Below are 17,738 nucleotides of genomic sequence, written 5' to 3'. Positions count from 1 at the left end.
CGATTTGCTCGGATACGAATACACACCACGTGTCGCGCGATAGTTTCACCTGCCACGTCGGCTCAGCGCTCCCCTTGAATCCGCTGCACGCGCATACGACCCGGCGGCTCAAAGTACGTTCCGAACCGCACCAGTCCAGCCTTCTTCAGGTGACACATCATTTCGTAACTCACCGACACACCGGGATCAGGATTGTCGATGTATTCCACCTCGATCGACCGGATGCGCGGTTCGTACACAAGCAGTGTCGCCTCCATCTGCTGCTTGAGCAGATGCGCGGAAGCTGGCAGCGCCTTGTAGATGTTCGTGAGATCCGGTAGTCCGTAATCCGGCAAGTGCTTGAGCGCGCCCGCCCTTGAGTTGAGGATGCGTCGAATATTCTGCTGAACGCTCAGTATCTCGAGTGTCTTGTTATCGTAGGCATCCAGGGGTTCACCGCCGATCTGGCCAAGCAGTTTGTCGTGCAGGGAAGCGCCGACTGGCATCGCGTTCTCCGTCAAGTAGCGGACGCTACGGGATCGCTAGCCGGCACGTAGGCCGGGCAGGGTTTGTCGAAACGGTCGATGAAGTCGATCGCGAGACTTTCGTCCGCGGCCAGCGCGCTCGCAGTGCGGGTTGAGCTTGCGAAGCAGATGCGTGGAGTCCCGCAGCGTCATGATCGTTCGGAAAAAATAGGGCGCCGAAGCGTGACCGGCTGCCGGGCATGAATAAGAACCGCCAGCCCGTGCAAGGCGGCCCGGAGAAAAAGAAGGTGACACACATCCTGATCCGGAGATCAGGTGGCCCTTGCCATCCTCTCTGAGAGTCTTACGAGCGTTCGTTCCAGCTGTCGGCGTGGATGATGTTGCCGTCCTTGTACGACCACGTGATCTTTTCGTAGCGCAGTTCGACGTCTTCGAGGTGGTTGTGCTTCTCGAATGCCGGATTCTTGATGTCGAGCATCTTCGGCTTGACCGCCACGACCTTCACGTTATCGAGCTTCGTGTTGAAGTATTCCTTTTCCTTGCCCGCATCATCGATCTTGTACCATTTGATCTCGATCGACTTCAGCGTCTGGCCGCTTGTCACTGCCTTGTACAGGTACGGCGTCGAGGCGTCGGTTTCCTTCGTGAAGGTGATCGGAGCGTGCACACGCGTGCCCGTCAGCTTGCCCGTATTCGAATCGGTGGGGATGTTGACGCTGTGATCGAGCGCAACCACTTCGACGCTGCCTTCGCGGCCCTGGACCGTGACAGAGCCTTTGACGTCGGCGCCGCCATCGTCCTTGATCCACATGTATGCCGGAATTGCCATTTTTCTTTCTCCTTTTTGTTTTGATTGCAACAATCGTCCGGATTCGATCCCCGGACCGCGAATGTCCCAAAGCCGTGCTCCAGGTCCGAACTGCTTCGAGCGGCGTGCTCGTGTCCTGCTCAGATGCCAGTGGAATCCTCCCGGGGGACTTGCTTCGGGGCGTCCGGCACCAGTGTGATTTCGACGCGCCGGTTCTTCGTACGTCCGGCGTCGGTTTCGTTGTCGGCAATTGGGCGCGTGTCACCGTAGCCCTGGATCGCGAACTGCGTGAACGGAACGCCCGACGCTTCAACCAGCCAGTCGCGCACTGCCCCCGCGCGCGCCATTGACAGCTTCAGATTGTTGCCGGCGTCGCCGACGTTATCGGTATGTCCGGCTACCAGAATCCGCTTGTCCGGATGGGCCTTGATCATTTCCAGCGCGCCGACGATCGCACGGGTTGAGCCTGCTTTGAGTTGTGCTTTCCCGCTGTCGAAGAGCGACATGCTGTCGAGTGTCACCACTGCTGGGGGCGGAGGTGGCGGTTGATACGAGGCGATCGCGGTGTTGAGTACGGGCATGAGAGCCGCCCCGCGATACATGCCGAACGACAGGCGCAGCGGTACGCCCAGGCGCGCGTAGCGGTCGATCTGGTCGCGGTCCGCGACGAGCGCCTGCAACGCATCGCGGCGCGCGGTGTCATGTTCAGTTGGAGTCGTGAAGTATCGGCCAAGATCGGCGTCGACGTGCTTGAGCAAAGCCTGGTTGTTTTTTGCCGAACCCCAGATGGCCAGCGTACCGACGCAGGCGAGCAGAGCGATCGCGTGCGCGAGCGCAGCCAGACGCGGCGACACCCACGGCCGTCTTGGCATGGCTTCGATCAGCGGCTGCGGCAGTGGCCACGGCGCGGGCGAGGCAACCATCGGCGGTGGCAGGATTCGCGAGCGCGTGTGGACGTCGTGCGCCCACGGTGAGCGGGGATCGCTCGCCGGGCCGCAATCGATCCAGCCGGCGCCCAATAGCTGCCAGGCCGCCGCCGGCTGCAGTGCGTCGGTGAGCGGGCCGGTCACGACGCGCTGCGTCCAGCCGATGATCGATGCGAGACCCGCCGCGCGAGCCGCGGGAACAGGATTGCCCCCGGCCTGCTGGACCTGCATTTCGGCAGATCGCAACACCGCATCGAAGCGCCGCGCGTCCGTCAATCTGCTGGCCGACGACACGCCATACCATTGTGGATTCGCTGCAGGCGATGCGGTGAGCCGCTGGTAGATGGCAACGTAGCCGGGTAACCGCGCGCCGAACATTCGTGAAGTGTCGCTTGCTGCCTGACGTGTTACGCGCAGCGCCTGCGTGAGCGCGTCTTCGCTGGCATGCGAGGCAGGTGCGATCGACAGCACGACACCATCCGGTGCGCGGCCATCGCGCCATTGCTTCGCTGCGATCGCGACGCGCGGCAGGTCGCGCGGGTTGTTGACCCGCAGCCAGATCGCTCCGTCGCCGACGTGCGCCAGCCGCTCCTCATGACCCCCGCGGTTGAACAACTCCCGGAGCGCGTCTCCCGTAACCAACACAAGCGGCACACGAGTGCGCAGACTCTGGGGCAGATCGGCAGACGTGGCACCTAACGCGGCAAGCACATGCGCGCTTTGCACGCGGGCCCGGTTGCGTTGCAGCGTACGAAGTACGACTGCGGCGAACGCGACCAGCCCCATGTCCACGCCGACTGTCCAGGCTACGCCGCGGCCGACGGGAAGAGCCAGAAACAGTACCGTAAGCGCCAACACAGCCGCAAAAACGACCATCGCTCGAAACGGATACCCCAGACGCAGTTCGGACATCACGGCTTCATTGCCGGCGCAGACGACACCAGATGGGCGAGTTGCGCATTGAGCGCCTGATCACAGATCAGATAGACGAGGACAGCAACGATACAGCCGAGTGCGGCGATTACCCACGGCGACAGGCGATAGAACCAGTCCGTCATACGTCGTCCAGGGCGATCGGCGAGAAACGTCCGCCTGACGGCGGGCCGCAACTTCTCTAGCCGGGCGTCGAGTGTTGCAATCAACGTCGCGCGTTTCGCTTCCCCTTCACGCGCATAGCGGCCCATGAACCCGAGCCCAAGGACGGCCGCGTAGCATTCGAGCAGATCGACGTTGGGCGATGCCTCACGCAAGCGCTCCGCGAGGCGGTCGAAGACGTGATCGCCGGCGTCGAGCTTGCCGAACCGCTCGACTTGCAATGGATGAGCCTCCCAGCTGGACCTGTCTTCTATCGACGCACAGCGCAGTACCGCTTCGTCGAGCAGCCCGCACTGGGCGTATTGAGCGTCTTCCCGCACGTCGACGGCGAAGCCGCGCTGTTCGAGCGCGGCGGAAAATGCCGCCATCAACTGCACGCAGCGCTGGCGCAACTGGTCCACGGGGTCGGTCGTGCCACCCTGCGTCAGTGTGCTGACGAGCAGTGCCGTGTCGCGTAGCAGATCACGAATGCCGGCACCGGATGTCCGGTCGAGGACCGGCTGGGCATCCATCGATGAGACTTCCTTCAGGTTCCTTGCGAGCGTTCTCATGAGCGCATCACCGCGTAGAGTTCGAGCGATGGATCGGCCACCGTCGTCGGCAGATAGATCTGGCAGGCACGGGCGGCCAGCATCCTGGCGTGCGCTGGATTGCTCGGATCGAGTGCGAAATACAGGTTGTCCAGACGCACCGGAATCGCGGCTGGCACACGCTGGACCGCCTTCAGCGGAATGCCCGCAAGCGCGGAATTGACGATGTGCTCGACGTCGTCCGGCGCGCCGATCTTGCACAGCTTCGGAAACTGCTCGATCAGTTCGAACGGCGCGACCCCTGAGTGGACCGACAGGTAGTAGTCCGCGCCGGCGACGAGGCGTTCGTCCAGAAACTGGCCGGACCACGTGGTGGGACTCTTACGCGTGAGGTTGATCGATATCACGCGGGACGGAATGATCGAGTCGAGCAAATCGCGGACCAGTGCTTCGAGTTTCGCGAAAATCGCATCGGCCCGTGCGTGGTCGTACGCCGGGATCTCGTTCAGTTCAGCGCCTGTCGAAAACGTCATCAGCACGCTGGCCAGTTGGGCGAGCGTCGAATAGAGGCGCTCGGGCGGTTGACTCGGGTGCGTGCCGAAGAACCGGAGCTGTGGCCAGTATGTGTGAATGCAGTGCAGCAGCCAGAACAACGACACGTCGGCGACGCCGTATTCTGCAATGGCCTCCATACGCTCGCTCTTACGAGCACCCAGTGCAACGCTCTTTGCCCGCAGGATGTCGGCAAGACGGTTCGCCCGCTCGACGTGCAGCGGATGACCCGCGAGCGTCAGACACGGTGGCACGTAGCGATGGTCGACATGGAAGTCACCGCCTGTGCCACGCGTAAGACGCGCGATCGCGCAGACCGTGTCATCCGCGTGCTGTTCGAAGTCGAACAGCAATCGCACCGCGTGGCGTTCGGCAGCGATTTCCGCCTCGTCCGTGCCGTTCAGATCGGTGACTTTCACGAATTCGCGGTACGACCGACGTGGCCGCGCGAGTGCCGTCTCATCGAAGCGGCAGTTGCTCCCCGTGGCATTCACGAGCGGCAGGGCCGCCAGCACCACAACGCTTTGCGTATCGGGTGACAGGCCTTGCGTGAGGTCACGTGCGGAAGGCAGTACGTCGCTCACCGAGGTATCGAACAGCGTACCGTCAGGAAAACGAAGTTTCAGGCGCGTGAGCCTGAGCCGTCCATTTGGCAGCGCTTCCTCGTCAATCGCTACCTCGAGCGTACCCCACGGCTCGGCGATCGCAGCGGAGGCGAACTGGCGGTGCACAAAATCCGTCCACCGGTCCTGCTGCTGGAATTGCTGCTGGTTGAGGATCAGGCCTTCGTACCAGAGCGGTTTGTCGATCCGCATGGGTGTGGTCTTCTCTGATTATCTTTGATCTGGATTGCGGATTCTATACGCTATAAATGGCACCGGTAAACTCTTAATCGTTAATCTCAATAACGAAAGTATCGGATTTGCAGGTCAATCGTTTCATTAATAAGAATAAAACCATCGTTATTCTTATAGTTGGAAAAAGTGTTTCGTAATTGGGTAATTGAAATTCAGAGTTTTCGCATGACGTGCGCGCCATATTCAGACAAGTCTTTCGGTGCTGGGAATGAGGTAAGCAAATAATCCTTGTTTTGCTGGATTCATGGTAATTGTGGATTTTTGTTAAACTGAAGATATTCTCATTCGACGATTTACAACAAATCAAGAATCCTTTGACTTGATGGCTTGGTACCGTGTTTAATATCGGTCGAATTAAAAGCAATCGCATAAGTGAGGGCCGCGCTATGGGTGCCTGACAGCGTCATTCGAAAGCGGAATGCAGTTGCCGCCTCGGAGTGACGATGGAGATGCCTCAGCGCATGGAACACGTTTCCGCGATACCACGGTGACCATCCTATTATAAGGACTACATAATGGACAGCTTCCAGCACGAAATCCCGAAGTCTCGCGTCTCAATTACATTGGATCTCCACACGGGCGGCGCCCAGAAGAAAGTCGAGCTGCCCCTCAAGCTGCTTGTCGCCGGGGACTTCAGCGCGGGCAAGGAGCAGGCTCCGCTTGCAGAGCGCCGTAAGACCAATATCGACAAGAACAACTTCGACGCCGTCCTGTCCGACCTGTCTCCGGAGCTCAGGGTTGCGGCCGAGAACACACTCGCCGAGGATGGCTCCGAGCTTCCGGTATCGCTCAACGGCTATGTGCAATATCGATATGGAACGAAATCAAAAATTGACTTTAAATACCCATTGGCTCGCCTGCCACCGCGAGGCAGGATTTCATTGGTTGATGTCTCGCGGCTCGCTGAGGGGATGGGAACTCACTTAAAATTCAAAAATGACGATTATGAATACATCGTTTCGAATGCGCTTGTCCCCGGTGAAGTATATGTTGCGAAAAGCGGTCAAATAGTTTTCGATAAAATTTGCAAAGGTGGTAGCTATATACCTTTTTCAAAGAAATCCAGAGAAGGGTTGCAGTGGGGAGTTTTGGATGTGATTGATGACCATGATGGCCATTAGCGGAAGGTTTTGTATCGATGGAACGATTGACGAATGAACTGGGCGGGGAAAACTGATATGCGAGGGCGCACCTATGAAGCATTGGTTATCGCATGCGTGTCGATTGCGTCGACCTCTGCGCAAGCAAGCGTTGATACAGGCGTCGAGCAGGAAAAAATAAACTTTCGAGGTGGTTCGTCCATAGTTTTCTCTCAGCCATTAAAACATAATGAAGCAAAGAAATTTGGACCCGGATGGAAGAGAGCGGTCTTCCTTGAGACGACTGGAAACCAGATTCCGCTCTTTCAGATGGAATATTTCGCTTCGGCGACGGGCGGGTTGATTTTTGCCGGAAGCCACTCTCTGAGAATTTCTCCATCGGGCAACTACGCAGTTCTGGACGTCGTACGGGGCGGGGTTGTAGATCTTGGCCCTTCGGGAACGCCCGAAGGATCAAGTAGACAATACTGTCCAGTGCTCAATACTGCATCAGGATGCCTTGTTAGCATGCAAACAGGCGAGCTTTGCGGTGGAGATTGGTCCGGAAACGCTGATAAGTGGCTCGTCACTGGGTATGGATACGATGCCACAGAGGCGATGGTTGGATACGGATTTTCTGAAGCAATCGACCTGTGGGGTCAATTTTCAAAGTCCACCATATTGAATGGCACTGCGAAGATCAAGCAGTATCTCGTCGATAATTTGGGCGTGGTCAACATGATGGCATGCGAGCCGCCAACTGCAAGCAACCGGAATTCCTACACTTTAATCGCTCGCCAGCTAATAAGGGAAGGCGATCGTGCCGATGCTGCATACATTCTGAAAAGGCTTGGTGTTGCAGCCAATTGACTCAGGGAGCGTTTTGAAAAATCTAGCGCACGAAGGCGACAGCACAACCCACGGCGGAACGATCCTCAGCGGTTCAAACCGTATCAACATCAAGGGCCGCCGGGCGGCGCGGATTGGCGACATCGTTTCGTGCCCAATCCACGGCGATAACGAAATCATCGAGGGCGGCGCCAGCATGACCGACGCCGGTGTTCCGGTTTCGCGAGATGGCGATCGGACCCAATGCGGCAGTTTCCTCATCGCTACGTCAGATGGCGCGACGGTCCGATAGATGCCAATTGACTTTGCACGGGTCCCGCCGCGGGTCGCAATACCGGAGCCGCCTCGACCGTCGAAACTTCCTTGGGCGGTGCTGCTCGGTGTGGTCATGTGCTTGGGCGCCGCGCTGGCGATTTTTCTTTGGCCCGCAGGAAGGCCGACGAACACCGCCTGGTTCTGGTTCTGCGTGATCGGCTATCCGATGCTCGCGTGTGCGTTTTTTCTGTGTTGCCATCTCGCATATTCGCACGCACGACGCAGCGGAGCCATTGCGAACAATCGAGTCAGCGAGGCTGCGGAACTGAAATGCCATACGCTGGCCAGCGCGCCTCTCGTGGTGCTCGGCCACGCATGGTGCTTTTCCTGCGACGATCTGGAGAACGGCATCGAGGGACTGGTCGACGGCACTGTGACGATAGGCGCCCGATCCAGTCGCGCAGTACCGGGGCTCGATATCAAAGCACGGTGGCTGGAAATTCCTGGAAAGCCGTTCTATGCCGGAAATGAACTGACGGAACACGCGCGTCATCGGGTGCTGTCCGACTGGCTGCTGAACAAGTTAGTTAGCCAAATTAGTAGCGAACTGACTGCGCTACCTGGTGGCACCGCCCTTCAGGTCGATCTGTGCGTGCGGTCGGCATTGGATCTGGAGGACGTGCGCGCCCGCTTGCAGGAATCGATTTCAGCCAGGGCGCCGACTCTGCGGGTGACCATCAACGCAAGTAGCGAACACCTATCGCTCTTACAGACGGACGTGTGGCATGACGACATGAAGCCAGACGGGGCGCATTTGCTGATCGCGATCCAGTTGCGTAACGCGGTCAGTGAACGATTGCAGGACGGCGTCGCCGAGACGGGCGTTGCGCTGCTGCTGGGCCATCCTGGCATCGTCCGAAACATGTCTGCAAATGGGACGTCGCTATGTTTGCATCGCCCGGCTATCGGAGCGTCAGACGCAGTGAGCACGGCACTCGAACTCGCCGCGCGTTGGGGGCGGGCTGCTTCGACTTACCTCCGGACGGTATGGAGTCACGGCCTCGCCAACGAACTCGTGCGTTCGGTTAAATCGACGCCGCAGTTCGGCAAGCAAACTCGATGGGTTGACCTTGGAGCAACGGTTGGAGCGTGTGATGGCGCGGGTGCCTGGCTCGCAACGGTCCTGGCCGCGGAACATGCGTCGCGCACTGGCGATCCGCAACTCGTCATCACCCAGGAGGGCAGCGACATGATTGCCCTCGTGTGCAGAAAGTAAATATGAATGAACAGAAGTCGCCGCCCGTGCCGATCTTCATCGGCATCGCAATTGGCATCGTTTTCGTTGCATTGGGCATTGCCGTCTGGGGCGAGGGGCCCGGTCGCGGATGGTCGCGCGATACACGGATCATCATCGAGTTGAGTTTGTTATCGGGCTTGCTTGTATCAGTCATTCTCGTGAAGTACTTCGAGGCTGTCTTGTTGTGGATCGCATCTATGCGTGCAGCGAGGTGGCTCGCACAGTACGATTGGAAACGGCAAGCTCACGGTAGCGGTGGACAAGCCGCGCCGTCGCAAGAAGGGATGGGGCGATCTGATGCGCTGCGCAATGCGCTTCGCGAGCGTCACGGGTGGCGCTGGCGATACCAGGACCGGTGGGTGGTGGTCGCTGGGGATGAGCCGATCGTCAAGCGCCTCGCACCTGGCCTCGCAAAAAGCGGCTACATCATCTCCGGCGGCACCATCCTGCTTTACGCGAAGCAGATCGGCGACGAGTTGGATACCGCTTGGCTCGACCAGATCCGCCATCTGCGCCAGCGTCGCCCGATCGACGCTATCGTTGGGGTCGTGCGGGCACAAACCTCCGGCAATCTCTCATTCGACACGGAGCGCATGACCCAGCATCTGGTCCGCCACGCCCGCGCGCTGCACTGGGCGGCGCCTACCTATCTATTGAACGCGACAGATTTTGGCATCGACACCAACGGCCCGGACGAAGTGATTGGATGTACATGGTCAAACGCGTGGACCCGCCTGGAAGAAATCAATGGCTCATTGCGTACGCTTTCGACCGAACTGGCCGATGCCGGCGTCGTCCGTCTCACGAAAGATCTGTCAGACCGGTATGCGGGCGAGCTGTCCGAACACATCTCGCGATATGAACGCTCGTTGTCCGAGCTGGCCGTGCAGATTGGCCAGTCGCGTATCTGGCGCAGTGCCGTGCATGGCGTGCTCTTCGCACCCCTGTTCAAGGAGCGCACAGCAACAACTCCTGAAGCTGCGACGGATCAGGATGAAACGGGTGACGATATGACCGCTATCGCCGCACCGGCCCATGTTGAGGGACATGACATAGCCGGTGGCGTCTGGCAGACGATCGCCGAGCATAGCCGCCGCATCCATGGCCGCCGCGTCGGCTTCTGGTTCTCGACAACCGCCGCGTGGACGACGACCGCGCTCGTTGGGCTCTGGATCACGGGCACCATGCTTTCGGGCTTCACGAACCGGTCGACAATCGCGGAGGCCGCCAACGCGGCTTCGAAACTCTCGACCGCACAAGATCCCATCCAGTCCGCCCTAACCCTCGACGCCCTGCAAAAGCAACTCGACACCCTCGAAGTGCGCCAGCAGGACAGCGCCCCTTGGTACAGTCGCTTCGGCCTGAACCGCGACGCCGCACTCTTTGCCGCCCTATGGCCGAGCTACGCAAGCGGTGCCGCTCGAATCGTCGTCGCCCCGATTCGCACGATGCTGGAGGGACGGCTGCGGCAACTCGCATCGCTTTCCGATGCGGAAATCGCGAGCGGCGGGGATGCGGAGATCAAGTCAGCGTACGACACGCTCAAGACATACCTGATGCTTGCCAAGCCTGAACACATGGACGCAAAGTTCCTCACCCCGCAACTCATCGCGACCACGGCCCCAGCGCGACCGGTCAATGCAACCCTGAGCGAGGGCGCGTGGCAGGACCTCCGCCAGCGTCTGATCACGTTCTACGCAAACCACCTCGCACAACGCGAGGCAGCAAACGGCCCGTCGCTCGCGATCACTCCCGACGCGGGACTCGTCGCTGGGGCACGCCAGACGGTGATTAGCGTGAGAGGCATCCAGAACTCGACCGATTCGACCTATCAGCAAATTCTTGACGACGCAAAACCCAAGTATCCGCCGGTCTCGCTCGCGACACTGCTGGCAGACACCAGCAGCCGGGGCCTCTTCAACACGACGGCCACGGTGCCCGGCGTCTTCACGCGGACCGCCTGGGAAGAGCGCATGTCAAAGGCAATCGACGAAGCGGGCGAACAGCGCACCGTCGCTGGCGACTGGGTGCTGTCGGATACCAGAAGCACAGCAACGCCAACTTCATCGCTAAAAGCCGAACTGCAGCAGCGCTACTTCGACGACTACGCCCGCGCATGGGAGCAGTTCCTCAACAGTGTCCGCTGGCAACCCGCCACGACGCTTTCGGGCACCGTCGACCAGTTGACGCTGCTGGCCGATCCTCAGCGCTCGCCGCTCGCATCCCTGATGAATGTGGTCGTGTATCAGGCAGGAGCGGGCGCGACTACGCAGTCGCTGTCCGACACGCTGATCAACAAGGCGCAGCAATTGGTCGGCGCCGCCGAATCCGCCGCCGGGGCGAAAACCCCGTCAAAAGCGGCCCAGCCGCAGAACACCGCGCCGCTTGCGTCCGCATTCGGTCCGCTCCTGCGCCTGGCCGGCAGTGATCTGGTTGCTCCGATGAACACCCACGGCAACACCACAGCCGCAGCACAAGCGGCCACCACGAGCGAACTCAGCGTGCCACGCTACATGGAACGCGTCACCGCGATGCGCCTGAAGCTGCAGCAGATCATGATGGGCAATGATCCGGACGCGATGTCGCGTGCGGCCGCACAGGCGGTGCTGCAGGGCAGGACCTCGGATATCGCCGACAGCCGCGACTACGCGAGCCGCGTGGCCGCGAGCCTCGGCCAGCAATGGGCGGGCTTCGGTGACCTGTTCCAGCAGCCGCTCGACCAGACGTGGCAGGTCGTGCTGCAGCCGGCGGCGTCGAGTCTGAACGACACGTGGCGCACCGGCATTGTCGCCGACTGGAACCGGAACTTCGGTGGCCGCTACCCGTTCGCCGACTCCGACAACGACGCATCGCTGCCGGAAATGGGCCGCTTCATGCGCCCCGACAGCGGCGTGATTACCCAGTTCGTGACGACGCAGTTGGCGGGCGTCGTCGAGCGGCAGGGTGACCGCTGGGTGCCCGCGCAGGGATCGGGCCATCACTCGCTAACCATCGACCCGGCCTTCCTCACCGCGTTGAACGCACTCATGCGCGTTTCGACCTCGCTCTTTCCGTCTGGCGATGCGCGCGTGCGCTTCGAACTGCGGGCGGTGCCGACGCCGGGTGTCACCGATATGACGTTCGTGCTGGCAGGCCGGGAACTGCATTACTTCAACCAGAAGGAAGAATGGACGCCGTTCATCTGGCCGGGCGATGCGCTGGAGAACTTTTCGCGGATCGAATGGCAGACGCAGGAAGGTGGACTGCGATCGGCGCTCGATAAGCAGGGCCGCTTCGGGCTGATCCGGCTGCTCGAACGCGCGACGGTCACTCCGCAGGACAACGCGCGCTACCTGCTTGCCTGGACACCGGATCAGAGTCAGGGCCTTCCGCTGACGGTGCAGTTGCGCAGCGAAGCGGGCGAGGGGCCGCTCGACATGCTCGCGCTGCGGCATTTCTCCTTGCCGCAGCGGATTTTCCTGACGGGTTCGTCGCAAGGTGCACGTAGCCAAGCACTCGGCGGCCCGCCGCCGCTGTCCGCCGCGATGCTGGAATCCGCAAGGCTTGCGGAGGTGCCGCTTCCTCTTGGCATTCCCGGCGGCGCCAGCCAAGGCAGCCATGTAGACACCGTCTTCACGGATGCAAGTGCCCGTCAACCTGCAGCGGCCAGTGCTCCAGCGCAGACCCGGCTGCTCACGCCCAAAGTCACGGAAAGCCAGGCGAAGCCTGCGGCCAGCGAGGCAGCGGCGACGTCGTCGACGGCGGCGTCGACGGAATCCAGCGAGGGAAGACCGCTGTCTGATTCGAAACCGCCTCGGGTCGGCCAGCTTAAAGCGGGGCGGAGCAATGCGAGTCGCCTGCTGGCCGATGCGTTTGCTTATTGAGGTCAATCGGTGCTGACTCATTTCGTCAAGAATCTGCTGGGTACGAACCCAGCTCCTTCGTCGCCACCCGCACGAGCCGATGTCTGGTCGTCGTGGCTCGTGCCATTTCCCGGTGAGATTCCATGCGGGCGCGATCCCGGCTACGAGGATGCGTTCTTCAAACTGAAGGACGAAGCAGCGAAGCTCACGGGCATCGATGACGCCCTGATCGTGCGTTCGTGCGAGCAGCTGATCAGGGAAACGGGCAAGGATCTGCGCGTGGCCGGCTACTACACGTTCGCGCGATTGCGCCAGGATGGGCCGGCAGGCTTTGCGGACGGACTGGAATTGATCGCGGCGCTGGCCGGCCGCTTTGGCGTCGCGTTGCTGCCGGCACGTGCCGAAACGAAGAAGGGTGCGCTTGAAATTCTCGCAACCACGCGGATGGTCGATCTGCTCGAAAGCCGAGGCGAGTTCGCGCCGGTGGACCTCGAGCGCGCGATCGCGGCGCTCGATCTTCTCGTCACGCATACCGGAGAGTGGCCTGAAGCAGCGCGCCCGAACTTGCAACCGCTAGTCGCGCGCTTTGCACGACGCAACAGCGAGTCGCCGCGCAGTGCCGATCAGGAGGCGGACTCATCCCAGCAGCCAGCGCAAGGTGCCACGGACAAAACCAGCGGCACCGTGTCTTCGACGCGCGATTTGCTGGATCAGGCACGCACGATGGCGACATGGCTGCGCGATCAGGAAAACGGCTACCTGCCATCAGTGCGGCTCGTGCGCAGCGTGCGCTGGGACACACTGCACGAGGTGCCACCCGCCGACGCGCAGTTCCGCACGCGCCTGCTTCCTCCGCGCACGGAACTGCGTCAGCAGATGAGGCGGCTCGTGCTGCAGAAACATTGGCACGAACTGCTAGAACGCGTCGAAGGGGCATTCACGGAAGGCGTGAATCACCTGTGGTTCGACTTGCAGTACTTCCAGCACGTCGCGCTCGACCATGTCGGCGCACCGTATGACGCCTGGCGCGAACTGCTGCGGGCCGACTTCGCACTCTTCCTCGAACGCCTGCCCGGCATAGAGCGTCTCGCGTTCAACGACGGCACGGCGTTCGCGGATGACGCCACGCTCGAATGGATCGCGCGACACGCGGTCGTACGCGACCTCGAAGCGGGCGAGACCGTCGCACCGTTGCCGGTCTCGGCCGACAGCGACGATGGCGCGACCGGCGACTGGCCCGAGATCGAGGCACAGGCGAGGGATCTTGCCGCACGTCAAAGTCTCGAGGCGGCGTTTGCGTGGCTGGAATCCCTGCCTGGTGTCAAGACCGAGCGTCAGCGCTACCTGCAACGTTTCGTCATGGCGCGCCTCGCCGATCACGCAGGCCGCATCGATGCCGCCCTGCCGTTGCTCGCCGAACTCGACGCCGCGACACAAAACATACCGCTCGTGCGCTGGGAGCCCGCGCTCGCCTTTGAGGTGAAGCACCATCTGATCAAGGCACTCAAAGCCATGAGCAGCCGCAAGGACGCCGACAGGCCGACGCTCGCCCGACGTATCGACCAACTTCGTGGCGAGCTGACCGTGCTGGATCCCGCGCGAACCCTCGCGCTATAACAACAATGAGTTTCCATGGACCAAGACGATTCGATCCTGCGCTACTACGAAGCGGAAATGCGTTACCTGCATGAGGCCGGTAAGGAATTCGCGCGGGCGCATCCCGACCGCGCACGCATGCTCAATCTCGATCGCGTTGGCGATCGAGATCCTTCCGTCGAACGCCTGTACGAAGGCTTCGCATTCCTGACGGGGCGTTTGCAGCAGAAGCTCGACGACGAACTGCCGGAGCTGACCGAGGGGTTGGTGAGTCTCCTGTGGCCGCACTATCTGCGCATGATTCCATCACTGTCGATCGTGGAACTGTCTCCGCTCGCCGAAAAGCTGCAGAAGACCGAAACGGTGGCGGCCGGGGTGCCGGTGCGCTCGGCGCCGATTGTGACGCCGCCGACTGCTGGCATCGCAGGCACGACACCGAAAACCGTGCAATGCCTCTATCGCACGACCCAGGCGGTGACACTCCAGCCTCTACGTCTCACGGACGCGGGACCGGACGTGCGCCACGATGGCTGCTCGGTGATCCGGCTGCGCTTCGGGATCGACCACTCGGCGCGGCGTGAAGCCACCGATCTGTCAAGACTGCGCCTATACCTGAATGCGGATCTGCCGACGGCGTTCGCCATGCACCTCGCGCTCACGCGTCAGGTCGAATCGATTTCCTGGCGCATTCACGAGGCACACGAGAACCGCGCGGCCGGCGAAGCACGACTGCTTGAGGGCGTGAGCATCATACCCGCGGGCTTTTCCACTGAAGAACGCTTGTGGCCAAAAGCCGAGCCCGCGTTTTCCGGCAGTCAACTCCTCCTCGAATATTTCACTTTTCGCGAGAAGTTTCTGTTCGTTGATCTGTGTGGTCTGGATGTCACCAAGCTGCCGGCAAACGCGTCCAGCTTCGAACTGGAGATCGTGCTCAAACACGCTTACCCGTCCGACCAGCGTTTCACCGCGGAGAACGTGCGGCTCTTCTGTACGCCGGTCATCAACCTGTTTCCGCTCGACGCCGAGCCGATCGACGTGAATCACCACGAGACGGAATACCGGGTCGTCGCCGCCGGCCACCAGGGGGCCCATGTCGAAACCTACTCGGTCGACGCGATCGAGTCGTTCGATCATGCCAACGCCGAGCGTTACGAGTATGTACCGTTCGCGACGTTCCGGCACCGTGGCGGGATGTTGCGCCATGAGGCACCGGAGCGGTACTTCCATACGCGCGTCAGGCAGGGCGTGACAGGCCAGCATGACACGTGGGTCATCCTCGGCGGCCACGCGTGGGAGTCGATGGAGGATCTGCCGGCAGAAAACCTGTCACTGCGCGTGTCGGGCACGAACGGCATGCTGCCGAGAAAGGGCCTGCGCGAAGCGAGCATCAACCAACTCGGTGAGAGTACGCCGAACGTGGCGGCCGTGCGTAATCTGGCGGCGCCGACGCTGCCGCTCTATCCGCCTACAGGCGACCGCTTCCAGTGGCGGGTGCTATCGCATCTCGCGCCGAACTTCCTGTCGATGATGGACGCGGAAGTGCTGCGCGGTGCACTGGCGCTCTATGACTGGACCAATGATGAGCTGAACCGCCGCCGCCTCGCGGGCATCCTGCACGTCTCGGAGGAACTACTGGAGGAGGTCTCGGGTGGTTCGGTCGAACGGGGTGTGCTGATCGAGGTCACGCTCGACAGTCACGCGTTCGCGGGCGAGGGCGACGTGATGCTGTTCGGTGAACTGTTGCACCGGTTCTTCGCGCTGTACGCGGAAATCAACCTGTTCACCAAGCTTGCGATTGTGAGCCTGCCGTCGCAGCAACGCACTGAATGGCCTCGCAGCAAAGCGCTGCGCTCCCCGCTATGAAACCGGGAGATCCGCCCAACCTGGAGCCGCTGGTCGCATCGCTGCTCGCACGCGCTCCGTTGATGAACTTCATGCAGTTATGTCAACTGCTCGAAATGCGCGTACCGGAGCAACCGGGCTTTGGGACGCGTGACACGCCGGAGCACGAGCCCGTGAGATTTCGCCCGCGAGCTCGCGTCGGATTTCCAGCCGGCGAAATCGCCTCAGTCGAGTGTGACGAGGAGGGTGTCACGTACGGACCCAACGCCCCGCCGACCGTGCGCACGACATTCATGGGCCTATACGGCGTGGATGCGGCGATGCCTTCGTACATGATCGACGACATCGTGCTGCGAACCGAAGGACACGACGCGCTCGAAGCGTTTCTCGATCAGTTCAATCACCGGATCGTCACGCTGCTGTACCGCGCGTGGAAAAAGTACCGCTATCCGATCGGCTTCCGTCCAGGCGGCACCGATGCGCATTCACGCAAGCTGCTGTCCCTGGCGGGCTTCGGCTGGGGGGAGAAGCCCGCGCGCGCCGGGCTGCCCGACTCGCGCGTGCTGGCGCTGCTGGGGCTGCTGATCCAGCGTACACGTACCGCTGAAGGTCTTGCCGGGGTCATCGCACTCGCCGTGCCCGGTGTCGATGTTCGTGTCGACGAGTTTTTCCCGACCCTTAAGGGCGTCGGCAAGCCTCAACCGCTCACGTCTGCGGGCAGTGCTGACAGCGCACAAAGCGAGGGCCGGCGCCGGGGCCTCGGTGGCGGCTACGTGTTGGGCACGCGCCTCAGGTACCGAAGCCGGGCCGTTCGCGTGACATTGCGGCCAGCGAGCGTGGAGCAGGCCCACGACCTGTTGCCCGGAGCGTGGCTGCACCGCGAGTTGATGGCCTTTATCCGTCTGTACGCCGGGACGAAGGCCGACGTGTTCCTGCGCATGGAAGTGTCGTCGCGAATCGCACCCGCGCCGAGAATCGGCACAGCGGCCGAAGGCCCGGCGCCGCGGCTTGCCTGGACGACGATTCTGCCTTCAGACGAAGAACGTTTGATCACTATTCCGCTCGGTTGCTACGAAGCGTTTCCGGCGCCGGGGCCCAATCCGATCCTCGCGTCGCGTGCCTGATTCTGGAGTACCTCTATGCCTATCCACTTGGCCACGATAATCACGACCCTCCTTGCCGCCAGTCTGCTGCTCAGCGCATGCGGCGCATGGCAGACCGTGTCGGACTCGACTTCGAGCGCGTATCACGCGGTCTTCTACAGACAGGTCAAGGTGCTGAACGTCGATTTGACCGCGCGCGCTTCGGTCAACCCCGATGAAGCAATGCGCTCGACGTCAGTGGCTGTGCGTGTGTACCAGCTCAAGGATCGCAAGCTCTTCGACAAGGCCTCGTATGACGATCTGCTGAAAAACGACAAGACCGTGCTTGCGCAGGATCTGCAGGCCAGCATTGCGACGGTGGTCAGCCCCGGCGCTTCAGCAAGCGTGTCGCAGGCGATGCAGCCCGACACGGAATACGTGGGCGTCGCCGCGTTCTATCGCGCTCCCGATTCGAATGGGACCTGGCGTCGTGTGATCCCGAAGAAGAAGCTGTCGGCGGATGCGCCGCTGAAGCTGGAACTGGTCGGCAGGGAACTGGTTGAAAGCGCTGATCCTGTGAAATCAAGGCCGGAATGATGATTCCCTGGGCGACCGTTCGAGCGCCCTCGCCATACGTTTGCGGCCGAACGGTCTGATGGCGCGC

13 protein-coding genes and 1 pseudogene are annotated in these 17,738 nt (G+C 61.4%); 9 read left to right on the top strand and 5 right to left on the bottom strand.

Features of this window, described 5'->3' with window-relative positions:
* Window positions 1-62: 62 nt before the first annotated feature.
* The 5 genes from tssE to tssK all read right to left on the bottom strand — a co-directional run bounded on the left by tssE (window position 63) and on the right by tssK (window position 5,190).
* Window positions 63-485 carry a type VI secretion system baseplate subunit TssE gene (tssE, locus tag PQR42_RS07685; RefSeq protein WP_408383162.1) on the bottom strand — a complete coding sequence of 141 codons (423 nt, stop codon included), beginning with the start codon at window positions 483-485 and terminating at the stop codon, window positions 63-65.
* 322 nt (window positions 486-807) lie between these two features.
* Window positions 808-1,293 (bottom strand): Hcp family type VI secretion system effector, encoded by a 486-nt coding sequence (locus tag PQR42_RS07680; protein ID WP_408204441.1) that lies wholly within the window; start codon window positions 1,291-1,293, stop codon window positions 808-810.
* 119 nt (window positions 1,294-1,412) lie between these two features.
* Window positions 1,413-3,110, bottom strand: coding sequence for an OmpA family protein (locus tag PQR42_RS07675; protein ID WP_408383164.1), 1,698 nt, complete (start codon window positions 3,108-3,110; stop codon window positions 1,413-1,415).
* A complete protein-coding gene (locus PQR42_RS07670) occupies window positions 3,110-3,844 on the bottom strand; it encodes a DotU family type IV/VI secretion system protein (RefSeq protein ID WP_408383166.1) in 735 nt (244 codons plus the stop codon). The genes PQR42_RS07675 and PQR42_RS07670 overlap by 1 nt, the downstream gene beginning before the upstream one ends.
* A complete protein-coding gene (tssK, locus tag PQR42_RS07665) occupies window positions 3,841-5,190 on the bottom strand; it encodes a type VI secretion system baseplate subunit TssK (protein WP_408493603.1) in 1,350 nt (449 codons plus the stop codon). Before tssK ends, PQR42_RS07670 begins: the two co-directional genes overlap by 4 nt.
* A 557-nt stretch (window positions 5,191-5,747) precedes the next feature.
* Between tssK and PQR42_RS07660 the strand changes: the two are divergent.
* From PQR42_RS07660 to tssJ, 9 genes and pseudogenes are all read left to right on the top strand, one after another.
* Window positions 5,748-6,023 (top strand): annotated as a pseudogene (locus PQR42_RS07660) (type VI secretion system contractile sheath small subunit); the annotation flags it as partial.
* A 363-nt stretch (window positions 6,024-6,386) separates the two neighbouring features.
* Complete coding sequence (locus PQR42_RS07655; protein ID WP_408383175.1) at window positions 6,387-7,181, top strand: hypothetical protein; 795 nt, start codon at window positions 6,387-6,389, stop codon at window positions 7,179-7,181.
* A gap of 13 nt (window positions 7,182-7,194) precedes the next feature.
* Window positions 7,195-7,452 carry a PAAR domain-containing protein gene (locus PQR42_RS07650; protein WP_408383177.1) on the top strand — a complete coding sequence of 86 codons (258 nt, stop codon included), beginning with the start codon at window positions 7,195-7,197 and terminating at the stop codon, window positions 7,450-7,452.
* Window positions 7,453-7,554: 102 nt separating this feature from the next.
* Window positions 7,555-8,691, top strand: coding sequence for a KPHS_23130 family T6SS system protein (locus PQR42_RS07645; protein WP_408383178.1), 1,137 nt, complete (start codon window positions 7,555-7,557; stop codon window positions 8,689-8,691).
* A 2-nt stretch (window positions 8,692-8,693) separates the two neighbouring features.
* The gene (locus PQR42_RS07640) at window positions 8,694-12,575 is read left to right on the top strand and encodes an ImcF-related family protein (RefSeq protein ID WP_408383180.1); all 3,882 of its coding nucleotides are present in this window, start codon (window positions 8,694-8,696) and stop codon (window positions 12,573-12,575) included.
* 12 nt (window positions 12,576-12,587) lie between these two features.
* Window positions 12,588-14,171 (top strand): type VI secretion system protein TssA, encoded by a 1,584-nt coding sequence (gene tssA / locus PQR42_RS07635; RefSeq protein ID WP_408383648.1) that lies wholly within the window; start codon window positions 12,588-12,590, stop codon window positions 14,169-14,171.
* Between the two features lie 15 nt (window positions 14,172-14,186).
* Window positions 14,187-16,013: a type VI secretion system baseplate subunit TssF gene (tssF, locus tag PQR42_RS07630; protein WP_408383181.1), complete on the top strand. Its 1,827-nt coding sequence runs from the start codon at window positions 14,187-14,189 to the stop codon at window positions 16,011-16,013.
* Window positions 16,010-17,116: a type VI secretion system baseplate subunit TssG gene (tssG, locus tag PQR42_RS07625; protein WP_408383183.1), complete on the top strand. Its 1,107-nt coding sequence runs from the start codon at window positions 16,010-16,012 to the stop codon at window positions 17,114-17,116. The genes tssF and tssG overlap by 4 nt, the downstream gene beginning before the upstream one ends.
* A gap of 15 nt (window positions 17,117-17,131) precedes the next feature.
* Window positions 17,132-17,671 carry a type VI secretion system lipoprotein TssJ gene (tssJ, locus tag PQR42_RS07620; RefSeq protein WP_408383185.1) on the top strand — a complete coding sequence of 180 codons (540 nt, stop codon included), beginning with the start codon at window positions 17,132-17,134 and terminating at the stop codon, window positions 17,669-17,671.
* The last annotated feature ends 67 nt before the right edge of the window (window positions 17,672-17,738 follow it).

This window comes from Paraburkholderia sediminicola, assembly GCF_046027355.1.
Classification (GTDB): Bacteria; Pseudomonadota; Gammaproteobacteria; order Burkholderiales; family Burkholderiaceae; genus Paraburkholderia; species Paraburkholderia sediminicola_B.
This window is presented reverse-complemented; position numbering and strand designations above follow the sequence as displayed.